This window comes from Streptomyces sp. 3214.6 (genome assembly GCF_900129855.1).
In the GTDB taxonomy this organism is placed as follows: Bacteria; Actinomycetota; Actinomycetes; order Streptomycetales; family Streptomycetaceae; genus Streptomyces; species Streptomyces soliscabiei.
Genome location: NZ_LT670819.1, coordinates 2776521 through 2802466 on the forward strand (window position 1 = coordinate 2776521; position 25946 = coordinate 2802466).

General features: G+C 70.7%; 16 protein-coding genes. 3 read left to right on the forward strand and 13 right to left on the reverse strand.

The genetic code is table 11. From position 1 onward, the window contains the following. Positions 1-15: 15 nt before the first annotated feature. From B5557_RS12335 to B5557_RS12360, 6 genes are all read right to left on the reverse strand, one after another. A complete protein-coding gene (locus tag B5557_RS12335; RefSeq protein WP_079659166.1) occupies positions 16-864 on the reverse strand; it encodes a GNAT family N-acetyltransferase in 849 nt (282 codons plus the stop codon). Between the two features lie 262 nt (positions 865-1126). Then, the gene (gene ispG, locus B5557_RS12340; RefSeq protein WP_079659167.1) at positions 1127-2284 is read right to left on the reverse strand and encodes a flavodoxin-dependent (E)-4-hydroxy-3-methylbut-2-enyl-diphosphate synthase; all 1158 of its coding nucleotides are present in this window, start codon (positions 2282-2284) and stop codon (positions 1127-1129) included. 256 nt (positions 2285-2540) lie between these two features. Further along, positions 2541-3056, reverse strand: a complete 516-nt coding sequence (locus tag B5557_RS12345; RefSeq protein WP_159424373.1) for an RICIN domain-containing protein — start codon at positions 3054-3056, stop codon at positions 2541-2543. Positions 3057-3302: 246 nt separating this feature from the next. Further along, the gene (locus B5557_RS12350; RefSeq protein ID WP_079659169.1) at positions 3303-4607 is read right to left on the reverse strand and encodes a M50 family metallopeptidase; all 1305 of its coding nucleotides are present in this window, start codon (positions 4605-4607) and stop codon (positions 3303-3305) included. After that, a complete protein-coding gene (gene dxr, locus B5557_RS12355; RefSeq protein WP_079659170.1) occupies positions 4604-5863 on the reverse strand; it encodes a 1-deoxy-D-xylulose-5-phosphate reductoisomerase in 1260 nt (419 codons plus the stop codon). Before dxr ends, B5557_RS12350 begins: the two co-directional genes overlap by 4 nt. Before the next feature lie 109 nt (positions 5864-5972). Further along, complete coding sequence (locus tag B5557_RS12360; protein WP_079664747.1) at positions 5973-7910, reverse strand: acyl-CoA dehydrogenase family protein; 1938 nt, start codon at positions 7908-7910, stop codon at positions 5973-5975. Positions 7911-8346: 436 nt separating this feature from the next. On the opposite strand from B5557_RS12360, the gene B5557_RS12365 reads away from it, so the two are divergent. Both B5557_RS12365 and B5557_RS12370 read left to right on the forward strand, forming a co-directional pair. After that, positions 8347-9360, forward strand: coding sequence for a LacI family DNA-binding transcriptional regulator (locus B5557_RS12365; protein WP_079659171.1), 1014 nt, complete (start codon positions 8347-8349; stop codon positions 9358-9360). A gap of 102 nt (positions 9361-9462) precedes the next feature. Next, positions 9463-11505 (forward strand): glycoside hydrolase family 31 protein, encoded by a 2043-nt coding sequence (locus B5557_RS12370; protein ID WP_079659172.1) that lies wholly within the window; start codon positions 9463-9465, stop codon positions 11503-11505. 69 nt (positions 11506-11574) lie between these two features. Here the strand turns inward: B5557_RS12370 and B5557_RS12375 are convergent, their stop codons facing one another. From B5557_RS12375 to B5557_RS12405, 7 genes are all read right to left on the reverse strand, one after another. Next, the gene (locus B5557_RS12375) at positions 11575-12303 is read right to left on the reverse strand and encodes a glycoside hydrolase family 12 protein (protein ID WP_079659173.1); all 729 of its coding nucleotides are present in this window, start codon (positions 12301-12303) and stop codon (positions 11575-11577) included. A gap of 27 nt (positions 12304-12330) precedes the next feature. After that, on the reverse strand, positions 12331-14598 hold the full coding sequence (locus B5557_RS12380) for a glycosyl hydrolase family 95 catalytic domain-containing protein (RefSeq protein ID WP_079659174.1): 2268 nt from the start codon (positions 14596-14598) through the stop codon (positions 12331-12333). Next, positions 14595-16577, reverse strand: a complete 1983-nt coding sequence (locus B5557_RS12385; protein WP_079659175.1) for a beta-galactosidase — start codon at positions 16575-16577, stop codon at positions 14595-14597. The genes B5557_RS12380 and B5557_RS12385 overlap by 4 nt, the downstream gene beginning before the upstream one ends. Then, complete coding sequence (locus B5557_RS12390; protein ID WP_079659176.1) at positions 16577-18805, reverse strand: WD40/YVTN/BNR-like repeat-containing protein; 2229 nt, start codon at positions 18803-18805, stop codon at positions 16577-16579. The genes B5557_RS12385 and B5557_RS12390 overlap by 1 nt, the downstream gene beginning before the upstream one ends. A 222-nt stretch (positions 18806-19027) precedes the next feature. Continuing rightward, entirely contained in the window at positions 19028-19963 is a 936-nt protein-coding gene (locus B5557_RS12395) for a carbohydrate ABC transporter permease (protein ID WP_079659177.1), read from the reverse strand. After that, positions 19960-20991, reverse strand: a complete 1032-nt coding sequence (locus tag B5557_RS12400) for an ABC transporter permease (RefSeq protein ID WP_079659178.1) — start codon at positions 20989-20991, stop codon at positions 19960-19962. Before B5557_RS12400 ends, B5557_RS12395 begins: the two co-directional genes overlap by 4 nt. Positions 20992-21018: 27 nt before the next feature. Further along, positions 21019-22710, reverse strand: coding sequence for an extracellular solute-binding protein (locus B5557_RS12405; RefSeq protein ID WP_079659179.1), 1692 nt, complete (start codon positions 22708-22710; stop codon positions 21019-21021). Positions 22711-23038: 328 nt separating this feature from the next. Here B5557_RS12405 and B5557_RS12415 point away from each other — a divergent pair, with 328 nt between their 5' ends. After that, positions 23039-25888, forward strand: coding sequence for a glycoside hydrolase family 3 C-terminal domain-containing protein (locus tag B5557_RS12415; RefSeq protein ID WP_079659180.1), 2850 nt, complete (start codon positions 23039-23041; stop codon positions 25886-25888). Positions 25889-25946: the final 58 nt, after the last annotated feature.

Genomic DNA, 25946 nt, shown 5'->3' on the forward strand with positions numbered 1-25946 from the left:
GAGCCTACAGGGGCGTCAAAAAAGCACGCTCGTGAATGCGCCGACCTCCTGGAAGCCGACCCTGAAGTAGGTGCGCCTCGCCGGGGTGTTGAAGTCGTTGACGTAGAGGCTGACGACCGGGGCGACATCGGCCAGGGCGTAGCGCAGGATCGCTGCCATGCCGGGGGCCGCGAGGCCCTGGCCCCGGTATTCGGGGGCCACCCACACGCCCTGGATCTGGCAGGCCTGGGACGTCGCGGCGCCGATCTCCGCTTTGAAGGCGACCCGGCCGTTGTCGTCGAGACGGGCGAACGAGCGGCCGGAGCCCACGAGTTCGGCGACTCGGGCCTGGTAGAGCAGGCCGCCGTCGCCGGCCATCGGGGAGACGCCGACCTCCTCGGTGAACATCGCCACGCACGCCGGCATGATCGTGTCCATCTCGTCCTTGCGGATGCGGCGGACGTAGGGATCGGGGGCGATGTCGGCGGGCATGCGGTCGGTGACCATGAGGGGCTGGCGGGCACGGACCTCTCGGGCCGGGCCCCAGTGGGGTTCGAGGAGGCGCCAGAGCTGGGTGGTCGGCTCGGTGGGGCCGACGATCGAGGAGCAGCGGCGGCCTGCCCGGCGGGCGCGGTCGGCGAAGGCGCGGACCGCGCGCGGGGTGGCGCAGATCGGGACCAGGTTGGCGCCCGCGTAGCACAGGGACGTCAGCATGCCGTCCTCGTACCAGCCCCACATCTCGCCGCCGAGCCGCCACGGGTCGAGGCCCGCGACCTGTACCCGGGAGGTGACGAAGGCATTGGCGACCGGCTCGCGGTCGAGGACGGCGAGCGCGGCGTCCAGGTCGCTCGGTTCGAGGACCCTGGAGGTGGTCTGGGTCAACACGCGCGGGGCCTCACACTCAGGTCTGGCTGATCCCCGCACTGTACCTGCGGAAGCTTTGCGGTGCCGCCCCGTGGTTGGTGCCGCTTGATTGCCTGTGGCCGTGGGCTGTCGGGCCGTCCCCTGGGGGCTGCCGCCCCCAGACCCCCGCTTCGGCCCTGAAAGGGCCTCGTCCTCAAACGCCGGACGGGCTGAAAGGAACGACACTGCTCGGCCTTGAGCGCCGGAGGAGCCGGATTGCCCCGCCGGCGCTGCCGAAGGTGCGTCAGCCTGCGACCGATACCGACGGTTCGCCGGAGGGGGTGCCGGCTGCTTCCATCTGTTCGGCCAGCTTCATGGCCTCTTCGATGAGGGTCTCGACGATCTTTGACTCGGGGACGGTCTTGATGACCTCGCCCTTGACGAAGATCTGGCCCTTGCCGTTGCCGGAGGCGACGCCGAGGTCGGCCTCGCGGGCCTCGCCGGGGCCGTTGACCACGCAGCCCATGACGGCGACGCGCAGCGGGACCTCCATGCCCGTGAGGCCCGCGGTGACCTCTTCGGCCAGCTTGTACACGTCGACCTGGGCGCGGCCGCAGGACGGGCAGGAGACGATCTCCAGGCCGCGCTGCCTGAGGTTCAGCGACTCCAGGATCTGGTTGCCGACCTTGACCTCCTCGACCGGGGGGGCCGAGAGGGAGACGCGGATCGTGTCGCCGATGCCCTGGGAGAGGAGGGCGCCGAAGGCGACCGCCGACTTGATCGTGCCCTGGAAGGCGGGGCCCGCCTCGGTGACGCCGAGGTGGAGGGGGTAGTCGCACTGGGCGGCGAGCTGACGGTAGGCCTCGACCATGATCACCGGGTCGTTGTGCTTGACCGAGATCTTGATGTCGCGGAAGTCGTGCTCCTCGAAGAGGGACGCCTCCCAGAGCGCCGACTCGGCCAGCGCCTCCGGGGTGGCCTTGCCGTACTTCTGGAGCAGGCGGCGGTCCAGCGAGCCGGCGTTGACGCCGATGCGGATCGGGGTGCCGTGGTCCTTGGCGGCCTTGGCGATCTCCTTGACCTTGTCGTCGAACTGCTTGATGTTGCCGGGGTTCACGCGGACCGCCGCGCAGCCCGCCTCGATCGCGGCGAAGACGTACTTCGGCTGGAAGTGGATGTCGGCGATCACCGGGATCTGCGACTTGCGGGCGATCGTCGACAGGGCGTCGGCGTCGTCCTGCGTGGGGCAGGCGACGCGGACGATCTGGCAGCCGGAGGCGGTGAGCTCGGCGATCTGCTGGAGGGTGGCGCCGATGTCGGACGTGCGGGTCGTGGTCATCGACTGGACCGACACCGGCGCGTCTCCGCCCACCGCCACGGAGCCGACCTGGATCTGCCGGCTCTTGCGGCGCTCGGCGAGCTTGGTCGGAACGGACGGCATGCCGAGAGAAATCGCAGTCATCTGCTGTGCAACCCCAAGTCGTGGATCAAGGCCCAGGTCCCGCTCTTCAGGCGGGTTCCAGGCTTCGAGATTACGCCACGGACGCGAACGGGGAGGACACAGCGCCCGGCGGTCCGCCCGATCGTGCCCCCTGACGGCGAGCCGGGCATGACGACCGATCCGGCGGACATGATCTCCGCCTCGTCGCCGCGCCCGGCCCGCTCCGACCCGGGCCGGTCGGGTCCGACCCGGTCGGGTCCGACCAGCGCGGTCCGGTTCAGAGACCCAGTTTCCAGTGCTGGTAGTTGCCGCCGTTGCAACCCTGCACGTAGGCGCTGCCGCCGCGGTTGCTGTCCAGGCACCACCACGCTCTCTTGAGCTGGACGTTGTCCCAGCCCGAGCCGTCCGCCCCCCACAGCTGACCCGCGCCGGGCGTCTGTCCCGCCGGGACGCCCTCACAGGGGACGGTGGCGAGCACCAGGGCCGGGTTGTCGTTCGAGTACAGGCATCGCTGGGTCGCCTTGTTCACGATCTGGACCTCGTCAAAGGCGCTGTGGCCCTTGTAGACCACGGTCCAGGTCTGGTAGTCGTTGCCCTGGTCGCAGGGGTTTGTGTAGACCTGTCCCTCCCAGTTGCTGTCCAGGCAGCGCCCGGTCTCCCAGTTGCGCAGGATGTTCGTCTTTATGTAGATGGAGCCTGCGGCGGACGCGGGGTTCGCGTTCATGAACGCGAACCCCAGCGACAGGACCAGAGCGAGTGCCCCTGCCCACCAGCGGCGCGATGGTCTCTTCATGTGCGGCATGTTCGATGTCCCTGCTTTCTCTCGACGTCTACATGCCAGACCGCCATCCTGATCCGTCGGTTCCACTTGTCGGCCGCTTGCTGCCCCCAACGCTTTCCGACAACGCCCTTCCCAGCCGCGGAAGTTGGCCCCGTCCCGCCGTCCGTGCCGCTCAAACGATCCGCGCCCCTCGCTCACGTGGGTCACGCGGGCAAGGGGCGCGGTGTCATAGCCGCCCTCACGGAAAGCGGCCGATTTCTAACTGATCTTGACTGGATTGACTACGTCTGCGATCAGCACCAGGACCGTGAAGCAGATGAAGATGCCCGCCACCACATAGGCCACCGGCATCAGCTTCGCCACGTCGAACGGGCCCGGGTCGGGGCGGCGCAGCACCTTGGCCAGATTGCGGCGCAGCGACTCCCACAGGGCGCCCGCGATGTGCCCGCCGTCCAGGGGCAGCAGCGGGAGCATGTTGAAGAGGAACAGGGAGAGGTTGAAGCCCGCGACCAGCATCACGGCCATGGCGAGCTGCTGCGAGGCCGGGATGTCCAGGGTGAAGATCTCGCCGCCGACGCGGGCCGCGCCGACCACGCCCATGGGTGAGTCGGGCTCGCGGGGCGCGCCGTCGAAGGCGGCGTTCCACAGGGCCGGGATCTTGCCGGGCAGGGCGGCGATGGAGTCGACGGCCTCGCCGACCCGGTCGCCCATCCAGGACACGGAGTCGCCGAAGTCCTGCTTGACGACGCCGGTGGCCGCGCTGAAGCCGAGGAAGCCGGCCTTGATGTACTCGCCCTGGACGTAGCTGCCGTCGGAGTTCTTCTTGGCGACCTGGTTGGTGGCGATGGTCGTGTGCAGGGTCAGGTCCTGGCCGCCCCGGTCGACGACGATGTCGACCTTCTTGCCGGCGCTGACGCGGATCAGATCGGAGAGGGTGTTCCAGTCGTCCGTCTGCTTCCCGGCGAAGGAGACGATCTTGTCGCCGGGCTTCATGCCGGCGGCGGCCGCCGGGGAGGCCGGGTCGGTCGACTTGCACGTGTCGCGGTTCTGGCTCTGCGCGATGACGCAGGGGGAGACCGAGCTGACCGTGGTGGTCTGCTGCGAGATGCCGAAGCCCATGAGGACGGTGAGGAACAGCCCGATGGCGAGCACCAGGTTCATGAAGGGGCCCGCGAACATCACGATGACCCGTTTCCACGGCTTGCGCGTGTAGAACATGCGCGTCTCGTCGCCGGGCTGGAGCTCCTCGTAGGCGGCCGAGCGGGCGTCCTCGATCATGCCGCGCCAGGGCGAGGTGGAGCGGGCGGTGATCCGGCCGTCCTCGCCGGGCGGGAACATGCCGATCATGCGGATGTAGCCGCCGAGCGGGACGGCCTTGATGCCGTACTCGGTGTCGCCCTTCTTGCGTGAGAAGACGGTCGGGCCGAAGCCGACCATGTACTGCGGCACCCGGATGCCGAAGAGCTTGGCCGTGGACAGGTGTCCCAGCTCGTGCCAGGCGATCGAGAACAGCAGGCCGACCACGAAGACGACTATGCCGAGGATCATCATCAGGGCTGTCATGCACGCGCCTCCGCGGTAGCCGTCAGTTCCTGGACCCGGGCCCGTGCCCAGGTCTCCGCTTCGAGGACGTCCGACACGGTGAGTGAAGTTCCCGTCACCGGCGTGTCGTGTTCCTCCACGACCCGGGTGATGGTCTCCATGATCCCGTTGAACGGGAGCGCGCCCTTGCGGAACGCCTCCACGCACTCCTCGTTGGCGGCATTGAACACCGCCGGGGCCGTGCCCGCGAGCTCGCCCACGTGCCGGGCGAGGTTCACCGAGGGGAAGGCCTCGTTGTCGAGGGGGAAGAACTCCCACGTCGACGCCGTGCTCCAGTCGAAGGCGGGCGCCGCGTCGGGGACGCGCCCGGGCCAGCCGAGGCCGATGGCGATCGGCCCACGCATGTCGGGGGGCGTCGCCTGGGCCAGTGTCGATCCGTCCGTGAACTCAACCATCGAGTGGACATACGACTGGGGGTGTACGACCACCTCAATGCGCGCGAAGGGAATGTCGTAGAGGAGGTGCGCCTCGATGACCTCCAGGCCCTTGTTGACCAGGGTCGCGGAGTTGATCGTGATGACCGGGCCCATGGACCAGGTGGGGTGGGCGAGGGCGTCCTCGACGGTGACGTTCGCCAGTTCCGCCTTGGTGCGGCCGCGGAAGGGGCCGCCGGAGGCGGTGACGACCAGCTTGCGGACGTCGGCGCGGGTGCCGGCGGCCAGCGCCTGGAAGAGGGCGGCGTGCTCGGAGTCCACCGGGATTATCTGCCCGGGCTCGGCGAGCGCCTTGACCAGCGGGCCGCCGACGATGAGCGACTCCTTGTTGGCGAGCGCGAGGGTGCGGCCCGCCTCCAGGGCGGCGAGGGTGGGGGCGAGGCCGATGGAGCCCGTGATGCCGTTGAGCACGGTGTGGCAGTCGGAGGCGGCGAGCCGGGTGGCCGCGTCCGGGCCGGCGAGGATCTCGGGGAGGGGCTCGGCGGCCCCGTACTCGGCGGTGAGCGCCTCGCGCAGGGCGGGGACGACGTCCTCGCGGGCGACCGCCACGGTCCGCACCCGCAGCCGACGGGCCTGCTCGGCGAGCAGGGCGACCCGGCCGCCGTTGGCGGACAGGCCGGTGACGCGGAAGCGGTCCGGGTTGCGCAGCACGAGGTCGATGGCCTGGGTGCCGATCGAACCGGTGGAGCCGAGTATCACCACGTCCTTCGGGCCGTCGCCCGCGACCGGGTCGTAGACGAGGTGCGGATCGGCGAGGGCGCGGGGGGCTGGACTGTCGGTCATCCCCCCATTGTTGCCGAGGCGGGTGGGCGGCAGGGCAGGGTGCCCCCTCCTCGTCCCCCTCACGAGAGGCTCGGGACAGGGGGCACCCTTCGGACGGGCGTGCGGCGCCTCACCTGATCGGGCGGTGCATGTTCTCCTTCTCACTCGGTCCCGGTGTGGCGTCGGCAATCCAGGGGCCCTCCCCGGACGGGTCGACGATGCCCTGTTCCAGCCACTCGTAGGCGCCCGCCATGACGCCCTTGACGACCTTGCGGTCCAGGTCGTCGGTGTTGGTCCACAGACGGGCGAAGAGCTCGTCGACGCGGATGCGGGACTGGCGGCAGAACGCGTCGGCGAGCTGGTAGGCCTCGCGGCCGTTCTCGCCGCGCGAGCGCAGCAGCTCGGCGCGGACGCAGGCGGCGCTCATCGCGAAGAGTTCCGCGCCGATGTCCACGATCCGGCCGAGGAAGCCCTGCTTGGACTCCATCCGGCCCTGCCAGCGGGACATGGCGTAGAAGGTGGAGCGGGCGAGCTTGCGGGCGTGCCGCTCGACGTGCCGCAGATGCGGGGAGAGGTCCACGCCGGCGTGCTTGAACTCTCCGTACGAAGACGGAAGTTGGCCCGGTCCGGCGACGAGCTTCGGCAGCCACTTGGCGTAGAAGACGCCCGCACCCGCGCCCGCTTTCGCCTTGTCCTGGAGGGACTTGTCGGGGTCGATGAGGTCGCCGGCGACCGTGAGGTGGGTGTCGACGGCCTCGCGGGCGATGAGGAGGTGCATGATCTCCGTCGAGCCCTCGAAGATGCGGTTGATCCGCAGGTCGCGCAGGACCTGTTCGGCGGGGACCGCCTTCTCGCCCCGGGCGGCGAGCGACTCCGCCGTCTCGAAGCCGCGGCCGCCGCGGATCTGGACCAGCTCGTCGGCCATGCGCCAGCCCATCTCGGAGGCGATGAGCTTGGCGAGCGCGCCCTCGATGCGGATGTCGTTGCGGTCCTCGTCGGCCATCTGGCTCGACAGGTCCAGCACCGCCTCCAGGGCGAAGGTCGTCGCCGCGATGAAGCTGATCTTCGCGCCGACGGCCTCGTGGTGGGCGATCGGCTTGCCCCACTGCTCACGGGCCGCCGACCACTCGCGGGCGATCTTCAGACACCACTTGCCGGCGGCGACGCAGGACGCGGGCAGCGAGAGCCGGCCGGTGTTGAGCGTGGTCAGGGCGATCTTCAGGCCCGCACCCTCGGGGCCGACGCGGTTGGCGGCCGGGACCCGGACCTGGTGGAAGCGGGTGACGCCGTTCTCGATGCCGCGCAGGCCCATGAAGGCGTTGCGGTTCTCGACGGTGATGCCGGGCGAGTCCGTCTCCACGACGAAGGCGGTGATGCCGCCCTTGTGCCCCTCGCTCCTCGGGACCCGCGCCATGACCACCAGCAGGTCGGCGACCACTCCGTTGGTCGTCCACAGCTTCACTCCGTCGAGGACGTAGTCGTCGCCGTCCGGGACCGCGCTGGTGGCGAGGCGGGCCGGGTCGGAGCCGACGTCCGGCTCGGTGAGGAGGAAGGCGCTGATGGCGGTGGTCGCGCAGCGCGGCAGGAACCGCTGCTTCTGCTCGTCGGTGCCGAACAGCTTCAGCGGCTGCGGTACGCCGATCGACTGGTGCGCCGACAGCAGCACGCCGATCGCGGGGCTGGCCGAGCCCGCCAGGGCCAGCGCCTTGTTGTAGTACACCTGTGTGAGGCCGAGACCGCCGTACTTGGGGTCGATCTTCATGCCGAGGGCGCCGAGTTCCTTGAGCCCGCCCACGACCTCGTCGGGGATGCGGGCCTCGCGTTCGATGCGGGCCGCGTCCACCTTCGTCTCGCAGAAGTCGCGGAGTTTGGCCAGGAACTGCTCGCCGCGCCGGACGGCCTCGTCGGAGGGGAGCGGGTGGGGGTGGATGAGGTCGAGCCGGAAGCGGCCCAGGAACAGTTCCTTGGCGAAGCTCGGCTTGCGCCAGTCCTGCTCCCGGGCGGCCTCGGCGACCTGGCGGGCCTCACGCTCGGTGACGGTGGGTTTCTTGAGGGGTGGTGCGGACATGAGGCTCACCTCGCCGCGAATCGGGATCTCGGACCACATTGGTTACCGATGGGTGCTACCCGATCGTTGGTACCCGATCCGGGACGAGCCCGCCACCCCTCGCGGGGGGGTTCGGGCGTCCAGGACGGCCCGCTCCCCGGCCCGCTCCCCGGCCCGTCCCCCGGCCGGCGCCGGGGCCGGACCCGTTGCCGGGGGCGCGCTCCTCGCCACTCGGCGCCCTGCGCCGAACGAGTGCCCGAGCGAGTGTCCGGGCGGGGGTGAGGGTCTCGGCCGAGGGTTGCCGTACTCTTCTCCACCAATCCCCCACAACTCGCTGTCGAAGCGCTTCGACAACCTATGGACACCCACCCCCGCTAGAGCTACTGTCGAACCACCCTCACCCGCCCCTATTCGCAATGCGCACTGTCGAAGCGCTTCACAAAACTTGGAGAGCTGGATGGTCACCCTCGCCGAGGTCGCCCAGCACGCCGGAGTCTCGGCGAGCACGGTGAGCTATGTCCTCAGTGGCAAGCGGTCCATCTCCACGACCACCCGGCAGCGGGTCGAGCAGAGCATCCGGGAGCTCGGCTACCACCCGAACGCGGGCGCCCGCGCACTGGCCAGCAGCAAGTCGAACATCATCGCCCTGATGATCCCGCTGCGCACCGACATGTACGTGCCGGTGATGATGGAGATCGCCATCGCGGTGGCCACCACGGCACGCACGTACGGGTACGACGTCCTGCTGCTCACCGGCGAGGAGGGCCCCGACGCCGTGCGCCGTGTCACCGGGAGCGGGCTCGCCGACGCGATGATCCTGATGGACGTCGAGCTGGACGACGAGCGGCTGCCACTGCTGCGCTCCACCGATCAGCCGTCGGTGCTGATCGGGCTGCCCGCCGACACCTCCGGACTGACCTGCGTCGACCTGGACTTCGCGGCGACCGGCGCGCTGTGCGTGGAGCATCTGGCGACGCTGGGTCACCGGGACATCGCTGTCATCGGCGAGGCGCCCGCGGTCTACGAACGGCACACCGGATTCGCCGAGCGCACGCTCGACGGACTCCGGTACCGGGCCAGGGACCTGGGCCTCAGGCTGCTGCACCGCCCGTGCGAGGGCGGCTACGACGCGATGGCCGTGACCCTGGCCCGGGTCCTCGACGAGCGTCCGGGCACCACCGGCTTCGTCGTGCAGAACGAGTCGGCGGTCGAGCCGCTGCTCGCACTGCTGCGCCAGCAGGGCCGGGCGGTGCCGGAGGACGTGTCGGTGGTGGCGATCTGCCCCGACCAGGTCGCCGTGCAGGCCTCGGTCCGGCTGACGTCCGTCGCCATACCCGCCCAGGAGATGGGCCGCCACGCGGTGGAACGCCTCGTGGCCAAGCTGGAGGGGCGCGGCAGCGACGAAGTCGTGCTGATCTCCCCCGAGTTGACGGTCAGGGCGAGCACGGGACCGGCACCCGCCGCCTCCTGACCCACCCCCTCGCCGCCTGCCCCACCCCCGCTCCGCCCGCTGTCGTGCCCTGCCGGGGCACCGCCATGTCTGCACTCCTTACTCCTTCAAGGAGCACCCCACATGAACCAGCATGCCGAAAACCAGCCTCAGGTCTCACTCGCGCAGTCCTCGCCCACGGTCGGCACGTTCCGCGAACGCGGCGGCGCGCTGGAGTGGAGCGGCCGTCAGGAGACCCTGCGGATCGAGCCCTGGGGTCCGGACGCCGTCCGGGTGCGGGCCCGGCTCGGCGGGCCGATTCTCGAAGGGCTGCCGGGTGCGCTGCTCGACGAGCCGCCGGCCACCGAGAGCAGCGTCAAGGTCGGCGACGACGAAGGCCAGTTGACGGTCGGCGCGCTGACCGTCGAGGTGTCCGCCGAGGGCCTGATCCGCTTTCTGCGCACGGAGAGCCGTACGGAGATCCTGGCCGAGGAGCGCGCCCACTTCTGGTGGCCCGGCTCCCGGCTCTACACGGCCGTCGGCAACGGACACCACCGTCTGGAGCAGCGCTTCGCCGCGTACGACGACGAGAAGCTGTACGGGCTCGGGCAGCACCAGCACGGCCGGCTGGACCAGAAGGGGCTGGTCCTGGACCTGGTCCAGCGCAACGCCGAGGTGGGCATCCCGGTGCTCACCTCCAGCCGCGGCTACACGCTGCTGTGGAACAACCCGGCGATCGGCCGGGTGGAGCTGGCCGGGAACGGCACACGCTGGGTGGCGGACTCGGCCCGGCAGATCGACTACTGGATCAGTGCGGGCACGCCGGCCGAGGGCCAGCGCCGCTACAGCGCGGTGACGGGCCGCACCCCGATGCTGCCGGAGTGGGCGGCGGGCTTCTGGCAGTGCAAGCTGCGCTATCGCACGCAGGACGAACTCCTCGCCGTGGCACGGGAGTACAAGCGCCGGGGGCTGCCCCTGGACGCCATCGTCTGCGACTTCTTCCACTGGACGCACCTCGGCGAGTGGAAGTTCGACCTCGCGGAGTGGCCCGACCCGGCGGCGATGGTCCGTGAACTGGACGAGCTGGGCGTGAAGCTGGTGGTCAGCGTCTGGCCGTCGGTGTCGCCGCTGAGCGAGAACCACCCGGTGATGGAGCAGCGCGGCTACTTCATCGGCACCCAGTACGGCCCGCTGGCGCACGCCGACTGGCCGGACAAGGGGGTCGCCTCGACGGTCCAGGTGGCGTTCTACGACGCGACGAACCCCGACGCCCGTGAGTTCGTGTGGTCGAGGATCCGGGACAACTACCTTGCCCCGTACGGCATCACGGCGTTCTGGCTGGACGCCTGCGAGCCCGAGCTGAAGCCGGGCTTCCAGGAGAACCTGCGGTACTGGGCGGGTCCGGGTCTGGAGGTCGGCAACATCTACCCGGCGGACAACGCCCGCACCTTCTACGAGGGGCTGCGCGCGTCGGGCGAGGAAGAGATCATCAGCCTCAACCGGTCGGCGTGGGCGGGCAGTCAGCGCTACGGCGCCGCCCTGTGGTCCGGTGACATCGGCACCGACTTCGCGACCCTGCGCCGCCAGATCGCGGCAGGCCTCAACACGGCGCTGTCCGGCATCCCGTGGTGGAACACGGACATCGGCGGCTTCCACGGCGGCGATCCGGGCGACCCGGCGTACCAGGAGGTGATGGTCCGCTGGTTCCAGTTCGGCGCGCTGTCCCCGCTGATGCGGCTGCACGGCTTCCGCGACCCGGGCATGCCGCTGGGCCCGGACATGACCGGCGGCCCCAACGAGGTGTGGTCATACGGCGAGCAGGCCGGGGCGGTCATGGAGAAGTACCTGCGGCTGCGCGAGCGCATCAAGCCGTATGTCCTGAAGGTCATGCGGGAGGCACACGAGGAGGGGCTGCCGCCGATGCGGCCGCTGTTCCTGGAGTTCCCCGACGATGCCGCGACCTGGTCCGTCGACGACTCCTACCTCTTCGGCCGGGATGTGCTGGTCGCGCCGGTGCTGACGGCGGGCGCCACGGACCGCACGGTGTATCTCCCGGCGGGCGCGACCTGGACGGACGCGTGGACGGGTGAGATGTACGAGGGCGGTACGCCCGTGACGGTCGACGCCCCGCTGGACCGGCTCCCGCTGTTCCTGCGGGACGGGGCGCGGCTGCCGGTGGCCGAGTAGCCGGGTCGGGACGGCGACAGGCCGGCCGAGCCGGTCCCGCGCGCTGCGGGACCGGCCCGGCCGGACGGGTCAGCTGCTGCTGACGGTGATGTTGTTGGCCTGGAAGTCCAGGCCGCCGGAGGACGAGGTGATCTCGAAGCCGAACTGCACGTCGGTGATGGTCACGTTGCCCATCCACTGCTTCGTGTCCTTGATCCACTTCAGGATCGGCAGGATCTGCACGGTGCCGGAGGTCGAGTCCGACGTGCGCAGGAACGAGTAGACCTGCCAGGTCGAGCCGTCTGAGCGGGTGGCCGTGCCCTTGTAGACGTTCCAGCTGTGGCCGCCGAGCGTCGCGCTGCCCTGGAGGCTGCCGAGCGCCCCGACGCTGCCGTTGTAGTTGACCCACAGCATGATCTCGTGGTTGTTGCCGGTGTCCCAGACGTCGTACGAGGTGTTGTACGAGCCCGAGGACGGGACGGTGACGTTGTAGCTGCTGTTGAGCGACCCGAGGGAGGTGATCGACTTGTTGATCACCTTCTTGGAGTTGGGGTAGGACTTGATGCCGCCGGTGTTGGGGTGGTTGGCCCAGACACCCCAGTTGGTGCCGGAGTTGGCCCAGATGCACTGGCTGCCGGCGCCGGAGCCCCAGATGTTGTTGTAGAGGGTGTAGCCGTTCAGGCTGGTGTTGCCCCACTGGTCGCAGGAGTTCCAGACGGCGGCCGAGGCGGGCGCGGAGGCGAGGCCGATCGTGGCGCCGAGCGCGAGCGCGGGGGCGAGCAGGGCTTTGGCGACCCTGCCGAGGGTGCGTGTTGCCATGGGTGTCCCTTCCATGGGTGGGGGGAGTTACCACGCCCCTAGGGTGAGGACGTGGTCTACTCCGGCGACGAGGTCGAGCGGCTGTGCTTTGTCGTCGCCGTCGCCGTCGCCGGAGGAAGTCCGGAGTTCGATGCGGTGGCTGCGGTGCGGTTTCAGGACGGCCCGCGCGCCGTCGGGGCCCCATGTGAGGTCGAGTTCGGCGCCGAACCGGGTGCGTACTCCGCGGAGTTCGCCGGACGGGAGGGCCGGGTCGGGGGCGGGCAGCAGGACCAGCCGGTCGGGGGTCGACTGGACGAGCGTCTCGATCAGCACGGCGGGCAGGGTGTGCGCGGCGTCCGCGTTGTAGACGTCGCGGCGGGGGTAGTGGGCGCTCATCAGCGAGGCGTGGAAGAAGTCGCCGTCGAGGACCTGGGCGAGGGCGTGGGCGACACGCCGACCGTCCCTGAGCCGGGCGGCGATCAGCGCGTGGTGGAGGTGGCCGTGCGCGGAGTCGTTCTCGGCGCCGCGCAGTGCGAGGGCGCGGTGGGCGGCGGCCGCGAGGCGCGGGGTGTCGTAGGGGTTGATCTCGTCGAGGGGCCAGACGCCGTAGAGGTGGCTGAGGTGGCGGTGGTCGTAGGTGTCGCCGAGGCCGGGCCGGGCCCATTCGGCGAGGGCGCCGTCCGCGTTGATCCGGTGGGGCGGGAGGCGGTCGGCGAGGGCGCGCCAGCGGCCGGCGTCCGGGGTGCCGGGGTGGTAGTCGGCGGCCGTGAGCAGCGCGTGCCGGGCCGCCGAGAGGTCCATGGCCGCGTTGAGGGCGCCCCAGCTCGCGCCCGCGGGGCGGTTCTCGGGCGAGTAGGAGGGGACGACGACGAGGTGGCCGTCGGGGTCGTCCGGGTCGGTGCGGGTCAGGAAGTCCTCGTAGAACCGGGCGACTTCGGCGAGGGCGGCGGCGGTGCGCGGGTCGCGTGCGCCGCGTGTCTCGTCGTGGTCGACGAGCGGTTTGAGCAGCCAGTCGGCGCCGGCGGTCCACAGGTGGAGCGGGTACTCGCGGCTGAAGTGGTACGTCAGTCCGGACTCGCCGTCGGTGTGGGCGGGCGCGACCGCGCCCCGGGCGCCGAAGACCGCTCGGGCGTTCTCCCGCCAGTCGTCGAACTGACGGTGGATCAAAGATGCCAGTGCGTCGGTGACTTCGGGGAGTGCGGCGGGGGCGGCGGAGGCGGTCTGGAGGTTGACGTTGGCGTCGTTGGTGAAGGCCCCGGACCAGGCGGTGTCCCAGTCGCCGGTCCACAGGCCGGGCAGGCGGGGCGGGTTGAGGCCGGAGGAGGAGAGCAGGTGGTAGCGGCCCGCGGCGAAGAGCCGCTCCAGGAGAGCCGTGCTGCGGGGGCGTTCCAGCAGTTCGGAGCCGGGGAGGCCGCGCTCGGCGGGGTCGGCGTGGAGGTCGAGGGTGACGCGGTCGTAGGCGGTGCGGTGCAGCGGGAGGTGGCGGGCGAGCAGGTCGTCGTAGGAGTGCGGCAGCTCGTTCAGGGCGCGCTGCTGCGCGGTGACGTCGAGCTCGCCGGCGTGCCGGTGCACGCGGGTGAGCAGCAGCACGGACTGGGCGCCGGTGACCCGTACGCCGGGATGGATGAGCCGGGTGCGGCCGCCGGTGGCGACGACGAGGGTCACGCCCGTGTAGGCGCGGTCGCTGTCGGGGTAGCGGGCGCGCAGGGTGAGCAGGGCGCCGTCCGGGGTGAGGACGCAGCCCTGGCCGACGGCGAGGTCGGCGGGCGCGCCGGGCAGCCGGTGGTCGAGGGAGATGTCCAGGTCGAGGCCGGTGATCCGGTGGACGATCACGTCGTCGGCGCGGGAGACGAAGACCCGGCCGGCGCCGCCCACGCACGCGGCGTCGGTCTCGCCGGTGGTGAAGTCGACGAGGCGGAGATAGCGGTGGTACCGGCGCGGTTCGTCCGAGGGCGCTCTGCGCAGCCGTATCTGGAAGGCGGGGTGGAAGGGCTGGACCCACTGCAGGGGCCGGTGGTCGGTGAAGCCTTCGGCGGCCTCCCACACTCCGGCCAGCAACTTGTCCTGGAGGGCGGGGAGTTCGGCGGCCAGCTCGGGCGGGCGGGCGTGTTCGGCACCGTTGGGGCGGACCAGGGAGTGGTGAGTGACGATGACCCGGTCGTCGTAGGGATCGCCGAACACGAGGGCGCCGTGCCGGCCGTTGCCGCTGAGGAAGGCATCCTCCCAGCGGACGGCGGGCTGGTATTCGAAGGTCGCGTGCACGGGGCTGTCGGTGCTCGGGCGGGCAGGGTACGCGCGGGGCGGGACGTGGGTCATGAGCGCAACACCATCACGCCGTAGCGGCCCAGCGCGACCTCGTTGGTGAGGGTCGCCCCGGTCAGCAGGTCGTGGTGGGTGCCCGGGAGGTCGACGGTGACCGGCTCGCGGCCGTGGTGGAGCAGGAACAGCAGGTCGCCTCGGCGTACGGCCTCGACGCCCGGCGGGAGGCCGTCGAGGACGGGCCGGGCGCCCGCGTCGGCGGCGATCCGGGCGAGCAGCGTGCGGAGGGCGTCGGGCTCGGGGAGCGTGGAGACGTACCAGGCACGGTCGCCTCGCAGGACGGCGGGCAGTCCGTCGAGCTCGCCGCCCTGGTAGACGGCTTCCACCGCGCCCGGGTCGGCCGCTTCCAGCTCCTCCGACCACAGGGTGCCGCGGAAGGCGTCGGTCTCGACGCGCTCCCCCGCCTCCAGCGGCCACCACTCGTGCAGGGTGCGGATGCCGAACAGCTCGCGCAGCCGGGCGTCCATGCCGCCGGGGCGGACCCGGTCGTCCTCGTCGGCGACACCGGTCAGGAAACCGGTCACGAGGGTGCCGCCGCCGTGGACGTGGGCGAGGAGGTTGTCGATCGCCGCGTCGGTCATCGCGTACAGCTGTGGGACGACGACCAGTTTGTAGCCGGTGAGGTCGTGCTCGGGGTGGGCGAAGTCGGTGGTGAGGTGGGCCTCCCACAGGGCGCGGTGCCAGGCGTGCAGGACGTCCGCGTGGTCGACCCGGGTGGAGGGGCGGCCGTCCTGGGCGCCGGCCCACCAGGCGTGCCAGTCGTGCAGGATCACGACGTCCGCGGAGATATGACTGTCCGTCACCTCACCGCCGATGCGGGCGAGTTCGGTGCCGAGCTGCTTGACCTCCTGGAAGGTGCGGCCGTGTTCGCCCGCGTGGCTGACCATCCCGGAGTGGAACTTCTCGGCGCCCTGCCGGGACTGGCGCCACTGGAAGTAGCAGACGGCGTCCGCGCCACGGGCCACGGCCTGCAGGGACCAGAGCCGGTTGAGGCCGCGCGGTTTGGGGTGGTTGACCCCGCGCCAGTTGACCGGGCCGGCCGCCTGCTCCATCAGCATCCAGGGGCCGCGGGCCTGGGACCGGGTCAGGTCCTGGACGAGAGCGCCGTGCTGGGCGCCGAGGGGGTCGCGCGGGTCGGGGTAGAGGTCGACGGAGACGACGTCCTCCTCCTCGGCCCAGCGCCAGGCGTCCTGGCCGATGAAGAGCGGCATGAAGTTGGTGGTGACCGGGATGTGCGGAGTGTGCCGGGCGACGATGTCACGTTCGGCGAGAAAACACTCCAGGAGCGCGTCGGAGGTGAAGCGCCGGAAGTCCAGCACCTGGGCCGGGTTCTTCAGGTAGTGGGTGCGGCGGGCGGGCAGGATGCCGTCCCAGCTGTCGTAGCCCTGGCTCCAGAACGCCGTGCCCCAGGCGGTGTTGAGGGCGCCGAGGGTGCCGTACTTCTCGCGCAGCCAGCGGCGGAACGCGGCGGCCGCCTCGTCGCCGTGGTCGGCGGTGCAATACTCGTTGTTGATGTGCCACATGGTGAGGGCGGGGTGGCCGCCGTAGCGGGCGGCCAGGTCCTCGGTGATGGCGGCGGCGTAGCGGCGGTAGGTGGCGCTGGAGTGCGAGAAGTGCTGCCGGCCGCCCCACCGCTCGACGTCGCCGTTCTCGTCACGGGGCAGTGTGTCCGGGTGCAGGCGGCCCAGCCACGGGGGCGGGGCGGCGGTGGGGGTGGCCAGGACGACGCCGACGCCGTGCTCGTGCATCAGGTCCATCAGCCGGTCCAGCCAGCCGAACTCCCGGGCGCCCGGCTCGGGTTCGAGCTTCGCCCAGGAGAAGACGCCGAGGGTGACGGAGTTGACGCCGGCATCCTTCATGAGGCGCACATCCTCGTGCCAGGTCTCCTCGGGCCACTGCTCGGGGTTGTAGTCGCCGCCGAAGAGGATGCGGCCCCGGGTGGCGTCGGCGAGGGTGGGACGGTGGACGGCCGGCATCAGACGGGCTCCCCGTACTGGATGCCCCGGCCGTTGGTGGCGATATAGACACGGCCGTGGATCCGAGGGTCGGCGGCGATGGTCGCGCCGATCCAGCCCCACTGGTGCTGGTCGTCGTTGACCCGCGTCCAGCTCTTCGCGCCGTCGTCGGAGCGGTACACGGCGGTGATCGTCCCGGTGGAGCCGACCTGGTAGATCGCCGGGTAGTCGGCGCCGTCGGCGGCCTTGCCGAAGGCGAGGGTGTACGAGGCCCAGCAGCTGGTCAGCTTGGTGAAGGCGGCGCCGCCGTCGGTGGACCGGTACAGGCCGTTCGCCTTGGTGCTGAGCCACAGGTCGCCGGAGCGTCCCGGAGCCGCGGCCAGCTGGAACTGGCTGTCACCGGAGGGCAGTCCGCCGGCCCGCCCGGTGAAGGTGAGGCCGCCGTCCGTGCTGGCGAAGAGGGTTCCCGTGTCGGTGTCGTAGGCGTAGAAACGCCTCGGATCGGCCGGGTCGGCGAGCGGGGTGGCGCCCTTGGGGAAGGAGGAGACCTCGGTCCAGGTGGCGCCGTTGTCCGTGGAGCGGTGGGCGGGGTACTTGGTGCCGTCCCAGTGCACGAAGGTCCACAGCAGCACGCTGCCGTCGGCGCTCGCGGCGATCGGCCCGGGCGCGTCCTTGGCGAGGGCCGGCTGGGTCGCGAAGGGCGCCCAGGTCCTGCCGCCGTCGCTGGAGTAGGCGCCGTTGCCGTGATCGCCGAAGCCCGTGCGGACGACGTAGGACGGCTTGGCGGCGGCCTGGGCGAGTCCCGTCGCCGACCCGAACACGGGGTTCGTCGCCATGCCCCGCGACGGCGAGGCCGTGAGCCGCTCGTGGTACATCACGCCGACGTCGCCGAGCCCGCTGATCAGGTGCGCCTGCCCGGCCGGGGGCGAGATCAACAGTCGTACGGAGGTCTCCTCCAGGCCGCGGATCTGCGGGGCCCAGTGCTTCAGGTCGCGGGTTCCGTAGAGGGTGGCGCCGGTGCCGTAGACGATGTGCCGGGAGTCGTACGGGTCGACGGCGAGGGCCTGGATCCACCAGCCGAACTTCGGCTGGTCGGCGCCGAAGGTGAGGAACGGCGTCTCGGACACGTCGAGGACCGCCGAGTCCTTCAGGGAGGTCCAGGTGCGGCCGCCGTTCGTGGTCCGGTACAGGGTGTCGACGGCGGACCACCGGTTGTTGGTGGAGACGACGACGGTGCCGGGGCGGCGGGCGTCGACGGCGACGCCGCCGTAGCCGAAGCTGTCGACGCTCCCGTCGCTCGTCGTGCCGCCCGGCTTCGCGGGCGTGACGTCGGTCCACTTGCCGGTGGCGGTGGCCAGCTTGTGCACGCTGCCGTCGGACTGCCCGTTGGGTCCTGGCGCGTTGGCGTACGTCACGTACAGCTCGCGGGTGTGGCAGTCGTAGGCGGCGCGGACAGGGACCTTGGCGGCGGCGCCGGCGGGCAGGCCGGGGACGGCTTCCCAGGTGGCGCCGTCGGCGGTGCGGAACAGGTTGGCGGTGGCCCCGTCGGAGTCGCCCCAGCCGGCGTAGAGGGTGCGGCCGGCGGCGACGAGGAGGGTGACGCCCTGGCCGCTCGCGCTCGGGGCGCCGGGGAAGGCGGTGGCGGCGGCCCAGGTGGCTCCTCTGTCCTTCGACTTGAGCAGCCCGTCGTGTCGCGTCCCGAGCCACAGGGTGTCGCTGTCGCGCGGGTCGACCAGCAGCCGCTCCCCCGTGCCCCGGCCGTCCTCGTTCCCGCCGAGCTTGACGGTGAGGTCGCTGCGGGTCCAGGTGGCGCCGCGGTCCTCGGAACGCAGGACGGCTCCGTTGCCGGCCCAGGACTGGGCGTAGGTGCCGAGCGCGAGGTAGACGCGGTCGGGGTGGGCGGGGTCGACGGCGAGCGCCTCGACCCCGAGGAGGTTCCAGTCGTCCCAGCCGAGGTGGTCGGTGAGGGGGGTCCAGCGGGCGGCTCTGTCGTCCCAGCGGTAGGCGCCGCCGATGTCGGTACGGGCGTAGGCGAGAGAGCGGACGGTGGGGTGGAAGAGGACGCCGGTGACGAATCCGGTGCCGCCGATGACGACGTTGCGCCATCGGTAGCCTCCGGCGGTCGAGCCGGCTCGGGTGGATGCGGCTCGGGTGGATGCGGCTCGGGCCGGGTTCTGGGTGAGCGGGAGTGCGGTGAGCGTGGCGGCGGCTGCGGTGCCGGTGAGGAGGGTGCGGCGGGTGGGGAGCATGGTGGGGTACCTCGGTGGGTGAAGGTTTACGGGCCAGGGCCATGTCGTTCGGCTGCGGGTGGTGGGGGCTGGTCGCGCAGTTCTTCCGCGCCCCTGCGCAGGGGCCGGTCAGACCCGGCCCACGAGGCGCGGGGCTGTGTCGCTGTGCGGTTGCGCGACGTGGGCACGGCTGCCACGACGAACCCGCGGCCGCCGTGCCTGCCGCGCCCCCGACGCCGGGCGTCAGCCCTTGACCGCGCCCGTCAGCATGCCCTTCTTGAAGTGCTTCTGGACGAACGGGGAGAGCACGGCGACCGGCAGCAACGCCATCACCATCACAGCCATCTGGACGGCCAGCCCCGAGAGCTGACCAGTCTTGATGGCCTGGCTCAGGCCGACCGGCGCCTCCTGCTTCTGCACGAGCTGGATCATGACGTTCTGCAACGGCATCATGTCCTGGTCGTTCAAGTAGAGCGACGCGTTGAACCAGGCGCTCCAGTACCCGACGGCGTAGAACAGCGTGATCACCGCGAGCACCGCCCGGGAGAGCGGCATGACGATCTGCCACAGGATGCGGAAGTCGCCGGCGCCGTCGATGCGGGCGCTGTCGATGAGTTCCTGCGAGATGCCCATGAAGAAGCCGCGCAGCACCAGGATGTTGAAGACGCTGATCGCGCTCGGCAGGATCAGCGCGAGATAGCTGTCCGTCAGGCCGAGGGTCTGCACCAGCAGATAGGTCGGGATGAGGCCGGCGCTGAAGAACATGGTCGCCAGCAGCAGCATCAGGATCCAGCGGTGTCCCAGCGAGCCGATGCGGGAGAGGCCGTAGGCGCAGAGCACGGACACGGTCATCGAGAAGGCCGTGCCGACCAGCGTGATGAGGATGCTGATGACCGCGGCGCGGGTGACCTGTCCGCCGCTGAGCAGTTCCTGGTAGGCGACGAAGGTGATGTCCTTGGGCACCATCACCAGACCGCCGGCCTCGTCGATGGTCTTCCTCGACGACAGGCTGGTGACGATCACGATCCAGAGCGGGAAGATGACCGCCAGGCAGGCGAGGGTGAGGACGACGCCCTTGCCCGCCAGGCCCGCCTTGGTGGGCTCCTCCTCCCACACCGGCCGCGGCGGGGCGGCCCATGGGCTCGGCCTGCGCACAGGTTTGTCGATGACCGCGGTCATTTCTTGTACACCCCCTGCTCGCCCATCAGATGGGCCACCTTGTTCGCGGCGAGGACCAGGCCGAGGCTGACGACGCCCTTGACGAGACCGGCGGCGGCCGCGTAGCCGAAGTCCTGGTTGCGGACGCCGTTCCACCACACGAAGGTGTCCAGGACCTCCGCCGCGCCCGGCCCGACGGCGTCGCGTTGCAGCAGGATCTGCTCGAAGCCGACGGTGAGGGCGTCGCCGACGCGCAGCACCAGCAGCAGGGCGATCACCGGGCGCAGCGCGGGCAGCGTGACGTGCCACATGCGGCGCCAGCGGTTGGCCCCGTCCATCGCGGCGGCCTCGTAGAGATCCGGGCTGACCGACGCCAGCGCGGCGAGGAAGACGATGATCCCCCAGCCGGCGTCCTTCCACACGCTCTGCGCTGTGATCAGGAACTTGAACGTGCTGGGGTCGGTCATGAAGTCGAGGCCGTCGTAGCCGTGCTGCCGCAGGACCTGCGAGAGGAACCCGGCGCCGCCGAAGAGCTGCTGGAAGACGGCGATGACCAGCACCCAGGAGAAGAAGTGCGGCAGGTAGAGGACCGCCTGCGCGAACGCCCGCACCCGGGGCCTGATCACGCTGTTGATGAGCAGCGCGAGCAGGATCGGGATCGGGAAGAACAGCACGAGCTGGAGGACGAACAGCACCAGCGTGTTCTGCAGGGCGCTCCAGAAGGCCGAGTCCGCGAAGACGCGCTGGAAGTTCTCCAACGCCACCCAGGGGCTGTGCAGCATGGCGACGGCGCCGTTGTCGCTGATGTAGGGGTCGTAGTCCTGGAAGCCGACCACGTTGCCGAGGATCGGCACGTAGTTGAAGAGCAGGATCAGGACGACGGCCGGCAGGGTCATCAGGAGCAGAGCCCGGTCGCGTCTGAACCTGAGCCGCAGGCTCACCTTCTTCGGGCGCCGTTCCTTCCCGGATCCGGCGGCGCCGGATGCCGCCGAGGACTTCCCCGCTGTCTTGGCCTCGGTCCTGCTCCGAGGCACCGTGGTGTGCGACACGGCCGTTCTCCTTGCCTCGATGCCTGGTCAGTTGGCCGCGCTGCCGTTCTCGTCGAGGATCTTCTTGTACCAGTCGCGCAGTCCGTCGCCGCCCTTGCTCTTCCAGTCGGAGACGGCCTGCTGCATGTCGCTGATCTTCTTGCGGCCGCGGACGACGTCGTCCTCCAACTGCTCGAAGTCGTTGGAGAGGTTGGTGTAGCGGTTCGGCTCGGTGATCTGCATGCCCCAGAAGGAGGACTTCTTGGCGAAGGCGCCCATCCGCTGCTCCCACTCGACCTGGCCCTTGGCGACCTCGGGGAAGTCGGGGTGCGCGATGGTCGCGGCAGGGCTCGCGACCATGACGAACGCGTTCGCCACGTCGATGTTGCCCTGGTCGGTCTTGGTGGGGACGCCGTCCTTGACGGTGTAGTGGGTGCCCTCCACGCCGTAGTTGGTCATCATGTACTCCTTGGTGCCGTACGGCGCCGCGGTGACGTTGGCGACGGCGAGCACGTCGCGGATGACCGACTCGGAGGCCTTCTTGTTGACGAAGGCGAAGATTCCAGCGGGCTGATCGGCCCACAGGGTGGGGTTGCCGCCGTCGTGGCCCCAGACGTCCATGCCCCAGATCTTGAAGTCCGGGTTCTGGGTGGCCTGTTCGGCGGTGCGGCCCCACCACTGCGAGATGTTGTTGGGGTAGATCAGGAACTCGCCCTTGGCGAACTTGGGGCCCGGGTCGGGGGCGTTCTTGCCCATCTTGGAGTCGGGGTGGACGACCCCCGCCGCGAACAGCTTGCGGGACCACTCCAGCGCTTCGAGGTACTCGTCGGTCTCGATGCGGTAGATCAGCTTGCCGTCGACCAGGTTCCAGCCGAGCGGCTTCTCGCTGCCGGAGAGCACACCGAAGGCCTGGAAGGCGGTCCATTTCATGTCCAGGCACGCCCAGCGCTTGGCCCTGGGCTTGGTGATCTCCTTGGCCAGCGCCATGAACTCGTCGCAGGACTTGGGGAGTTCGTAGCCTTCCTTCTCGAAGATGTCCTGGCGGTACAGGGGCACCATGCTGGGGGCCGAGGGGGCCGGCATCGGCAGGCCGCGCAGCTTGCCGCCGAAGATGGAGCGCCGCCAGGCGTCCGTCGGGATCGCCGCGAGGTTCGGGAAGTCCTTGACCGCCTCGCCGGAGAGGTAGGGGCCGAGGTCGGCGAACTTGCTGATGATGGCCGTGGGTATCTTGCCGCCCATGTTCCAGCCGGGGACGACCACGACGTCCGGGATGTCGCTGGAGGCGAGGATGGCGCCGAGCTTCTGGTCGTAGGTGTTGCCGTCCTGGTTCTGCCACACGACGTCGACACCAATGAGGGAGTTCATACCCTTGTAGTAGGCGTTGTCGCTCTTGGGCGGGGAGCCCCAGAACGGCGACATGATGGTGACCTTGCCGCCCTTGCCGAGCTTCTTGGGGACCGACGTCTTCAGAGTGGCCAGGTCCAGCTTGCCGGTGAAGCCGATCGCGGAGCCGTTCTTGGCCGGGATGTCCGGCTTCACCACGTTGCTGGCCACGTACGCCGGCAGGATCTTCGCTGCGCCCTTGCCCGACGTGGTGCCCTCACGCGAACCGTTGTCCGTGCCTCCGCACGCGGCCAGCAACGGCATTCCTCCCGCCACCGCTGCGGTGACGACCGCCGTGGAGGCGAGGAAGCTTCTCCGGCTGGGCCCGGAGGAGGCGGAAGCGGCGTTCGGCGTCATTGCGTCAACCCTTCATGGCGCACCAGGACACCCGGCGGTGGCCGTCGGCTGCGGTGTCTCGAGTGGAACTGGCTGAGCTGAAGCGGATACTCCGACTCACTGTCACGGCGAATTTCAGTCGAAGCGCTTCGATGTTGCTGCGAGGTTAAGTGAACACCCGGGGGTGCACAAGGGTCGCTTCAAACATTCCTCCGAGCCATCACAGGTGACCTGTTCTCATGCGCCGCTTGAAATAGCGGCGCGATGCCCTTGACACCCGCCCGTACGTCGAATGAGCATCGAAGCGCTTCGAAAGAGCCTTCCCGCTCCTCCGCAAAGGGATCACCAAGTGACCGCACACCCGACGCCCACGCCGCCTTTCCGCGATCCTCAGCTGCCTTTCGCGAAGCGCATCGACGATCTGCTGTCGCGACTGACCCTGGACGAGAAGGTCTCCTTCCTCCACCAGTTCGCCCCCGCCGTCGACCGTCTCGGCATCGCCGAGTTCCGCACCGGCCAGGAGGCGCTGCACGGCGTCGCCTGGATGGGTCCGGCGACGGTGTTCCCGCAGGCCGTGGGGCTGGGCGCGACCTGGAACACCGAGCTGGTGCGCCGGGTCGGCGAGGCGGTGTCCAAGGAGGTCAGGGCGATGCGCGCCCGCGACGAGCGCGTCGGCCTCAACGTCTGGTCGCCCACGGTCAACCTGCTGCGCCACCCGCTGTGGGGCCGTAACGAGGAGGGCTACTCCGAGGACCCGAAGCTCACCTCGGCCATCGCCACCGCCTACACCCACGGTCTGCGCGGTGACCATCCGACGTACTGGCGCACCGCCCCGGTGCTCAAGCACTGGCTGGCCCACAACAACGAGACCGACCGGTCCGTCACGTCGTCCTCGGTCCGCCCGCGCGTCCTGCACGAGTACGATCTGCGCGCCTTCAAGGAGACCGTCGAGGCGGGTGCGGTGGCCGGGGTGATGCCCGCGTACAACCTGGTCAACGGCCGCCCCAACCATGTCTCGCCGTATCTGCGCGAGCAGCTGCGGGCCTGGACGGACGAGGAGCTGCTGGTCTGCTCGGACGCGGGCGCGCCCTCCAACCTGGTCGACTCCGAGCACTACTTCGACACCCACGAGGAGGCGACGGCGGCCTCGCTGGTCGCCGGCGTGGACAGCTTCACCGACCACGGCACGGACGGCTCGACGATCGTCGCCCGGGTCCGGGGCGCGCTGGAGCAGGGCCTGCTGACCGAGGCCGACGTCGACACGGCGGTGCGCCGCCAGCTCTCGGTCCGCTTCCGGCTGGGCGAGTTCGACCCGCACTACGACCCGCACGCCGACACCGGCGAGTTCGACACACCGGCGCACCGCGCCCTCGCCGAGGAGGCCGCCGAGCAGGCGATCGTGCTGCTGCGCAACGACGGCGTGCTGCCGCTGGCCGCCGACACCCGGATCGCGGTGGTCGGTCTGCTCGCCGACGAGTGCAAGCTCGACTGGTACAGCGGCACACTGATCCACCGCTCCACACCCCTGGAGGGGTTGTACGAGCGTTTCGGCGCCGAGCGGGTGGAGTTCGCGGAGGGCGTGGACCGGGTCCTGCTGAAGACCTCCGCGGGAACGTTTCTGAAGGTCCCGGCCGCCCCCGGGGCGGCCGACGAGGCGCGCGGCGCGGAGGGCGCCCTGGACCCGGCGCTGCTCGCCGGCCGCACGGACCTGCCCCCGCTCACCACGGACGGCGTGGCCGGCACGGAGTTCGCGCTCGTCGACTGGGGCGATGACGTGCTGACGCTCCGCGCCCCCGACGGCCGCTATGTCTCCGTCGCCGAGGACGGCTTCCTGCGTGCCTCCGCCGACCAGCCGGGCGGCTGGATCGTCCAGGAGACGTTCCGCCTCGAACCCCATGAGGACGGTCACCTCCTGCGGCACTTGGGTACGGGTCGCCACGTCAGTGTCGCCGCCGACGGCGTCCGGGTTGCCGAGGACGATCCCGAGGTTGTCGAGGTCATCGTCGTCGAAAGTGGCGAGGACGCAGTGACCCGCGTCACGGCCGAGGCCGATGTGGTCGTGGTCGTGGCGGGCAACGACCCACATCTCAACGGGCGGGAGACCGAGGACCGCACCACCCTGCGGCTCCCCGCCCATCAGGAGCGGCTGCTGGCGGCGGCCCGGGCGGCGAACCCGCGCACGGTGCTGGCGCTGGTGTCGGCGTACCCGTACGCGTTCCAGCCGGGTCCGCTGTCCGCGGTGCTGTGGACCGCGCACGGCGGCCAGGCGGCGGGCACCGCTCTGGCGCGCGTCCTGGCCGGTGACGTCTCCCCCGCCGGCCGGCTCCCCCAGACCTGGTACGCCGACGACGCCGACCTGCCCGATCTGCTCGACTACGACGTGATCGGCGCCCGTCAGACGTACCTCTACTTCGAGGGCGCCCCGCTGTTCCCGTTCGGGCACGGCCTGTCGTACGCGTCGTTCTCCTACGCCGACCTGGCGGTGCGTGTCGAGGACGGCGCGGTGCACGTGGCCTTCACGGTCACCAACACGGGGGACATGACGGCCGACGAGGTCGCTCAGCTGTACACCCGTGCCGTGGACCCGTCGGTCACGCGGCCGCGCCGCGAATTGCTCGGCCACCGGCGGGTGCGGCTCGCCCCCGGCGCGAAGGCGGAGCTGTCCTTCGCGGTCCCGCTGTCCGCGTTCGCGTTCTGGGACGTGGCGCACGGCCGGTGGCGGCTGGAGTCCGGCCCCTACGACCTCCTGGCCGGCGCGTCGAGCGTGGACGTCCGTCTGCGCGGGTCCGTCACGCTGGAGGGCGAGCCGTCCGCCCCGCGGCCGGTCCGCCGGCTCGGTCTGGAGGCGGCCGACTTCGACGAGCAGAGCGGCACGGAGATCGTCGACCGCACGAAGGTGTCGGGCGACGCGGTGACGCCGGCCCCGGGGATGGCGGACGGAACGGGCGAACTGGTCTACCGCGCCTGCGACTTCGGCGCGGGCGCCACGCGCGCGACGGTGACGGTGGCGGGTTCGGGCACGGTCGAGCTGTCCCTCGGCGGCGGCCCGGCCCTGGCGACGGTGACGGTCGCCACGCCGACGCCGGGACGGTACGACTATCTCGACGTCGAAGCGCCCTTCACCGCCGAGGGTGTCCACGACCTGCGCCTCAGGCTGCGCGGCCCACTGCGGCTCGCGCACGTCGGCTTCTCCGGTTGAGGGGCCGGAGTCGTCGACACGATGAAGGGGCCCGGCACCGGAAGGCATCGGTGCCGGG

Coding starts and splice junctions, on each gene's coding strand:
- ispG (WP_079659167.1), bottom strand. CDS start 2,284: ATGACTGCGATTTCTCTCGGCATGCCGTCCGTTCCGACCAAGCTCGCC.
- B5557_RS12365 (WP_079659171.1), top strand. CDS start 8,347: ATGGTCACCCTCGCCGAGGTCGCCCAGCACGCCGGAGTCTCGGCGAGC.
- B5557_RS12360 (WP_079664747.1), bottom strand. CDS start 7,910: ATGTCCGCACCACCCCTCAAGAAACCCACCGTCACCGAGCGTGAGGCC.
- B5557_RS12385 (WP_079659175.1), bottom strand. CDS start 16,577: ATGCCGGCCGTCCACCGTCCCACCCTCGCCGACGCCACCCGGGGCCGC.
- B5557_RS12380 (WP_079659174.1), bottom strand. CDS start 14,598: ATGACCCACGTCCCGCCCCGCGCGTACCCTGCCCGCCCGAGCACCGAC.
- dxr (WP_079659170.1), bottom strand. CDS start 5,863: ATGACCGACAGTCCAGCCCCCCGCGCCCTCGCCGATCCGCACCTCGTC.
- B5557_RS12350 (WP_079659169.1), bottom strand. CDS start 4,607: ATGACAGCCCTGATGATGATCCTCGGCATAGTCGTCTTCGTGGTCGGC.
- B5557_RS12390 (WP_079659176.1), bottom strand. CDS start 18,805: ATGCTCCCCACCCGCCGCACCCTCCTCACCGGCACCGCAGCCGCCGCC.
- B5557_RS12370 (WP_079659172.1), top strand. CDS start 9,463: ATGAACCAGCATGCCGAAAACCAGCCTCAGGTCTCACTCGCGCAGTCC.
- B5557_RS12375 (WP_079659173.1), bottom strand. CDS start 12,303: ATGGCAACACGCACCCTCGGCAGGGTCGCCAAAGCCCTGCTCGCCCCC.
- B5557_RS12345 (WP_159424373.1), bottom strand. CDS start 3,056: ATGAAGAGACCATCGCGCCGCTGGTGGGCAGGGGCACTCGCTCTGGTC.
- B5557_RS12395 (WP_079659177.1), bottom strand. CDS start 19,963: ATGACCGCGGTCATCGACAAACCTGTGCGCAGGCCGAGCCCATGGGCC.
- B5557_RS12405 (WP_079659179.1), bottom strand. CDS start 22,710: ATGACGCCGAACGCCGCTTCCGCCTCCTCCGGGCCCAGCCGGAGAAGC.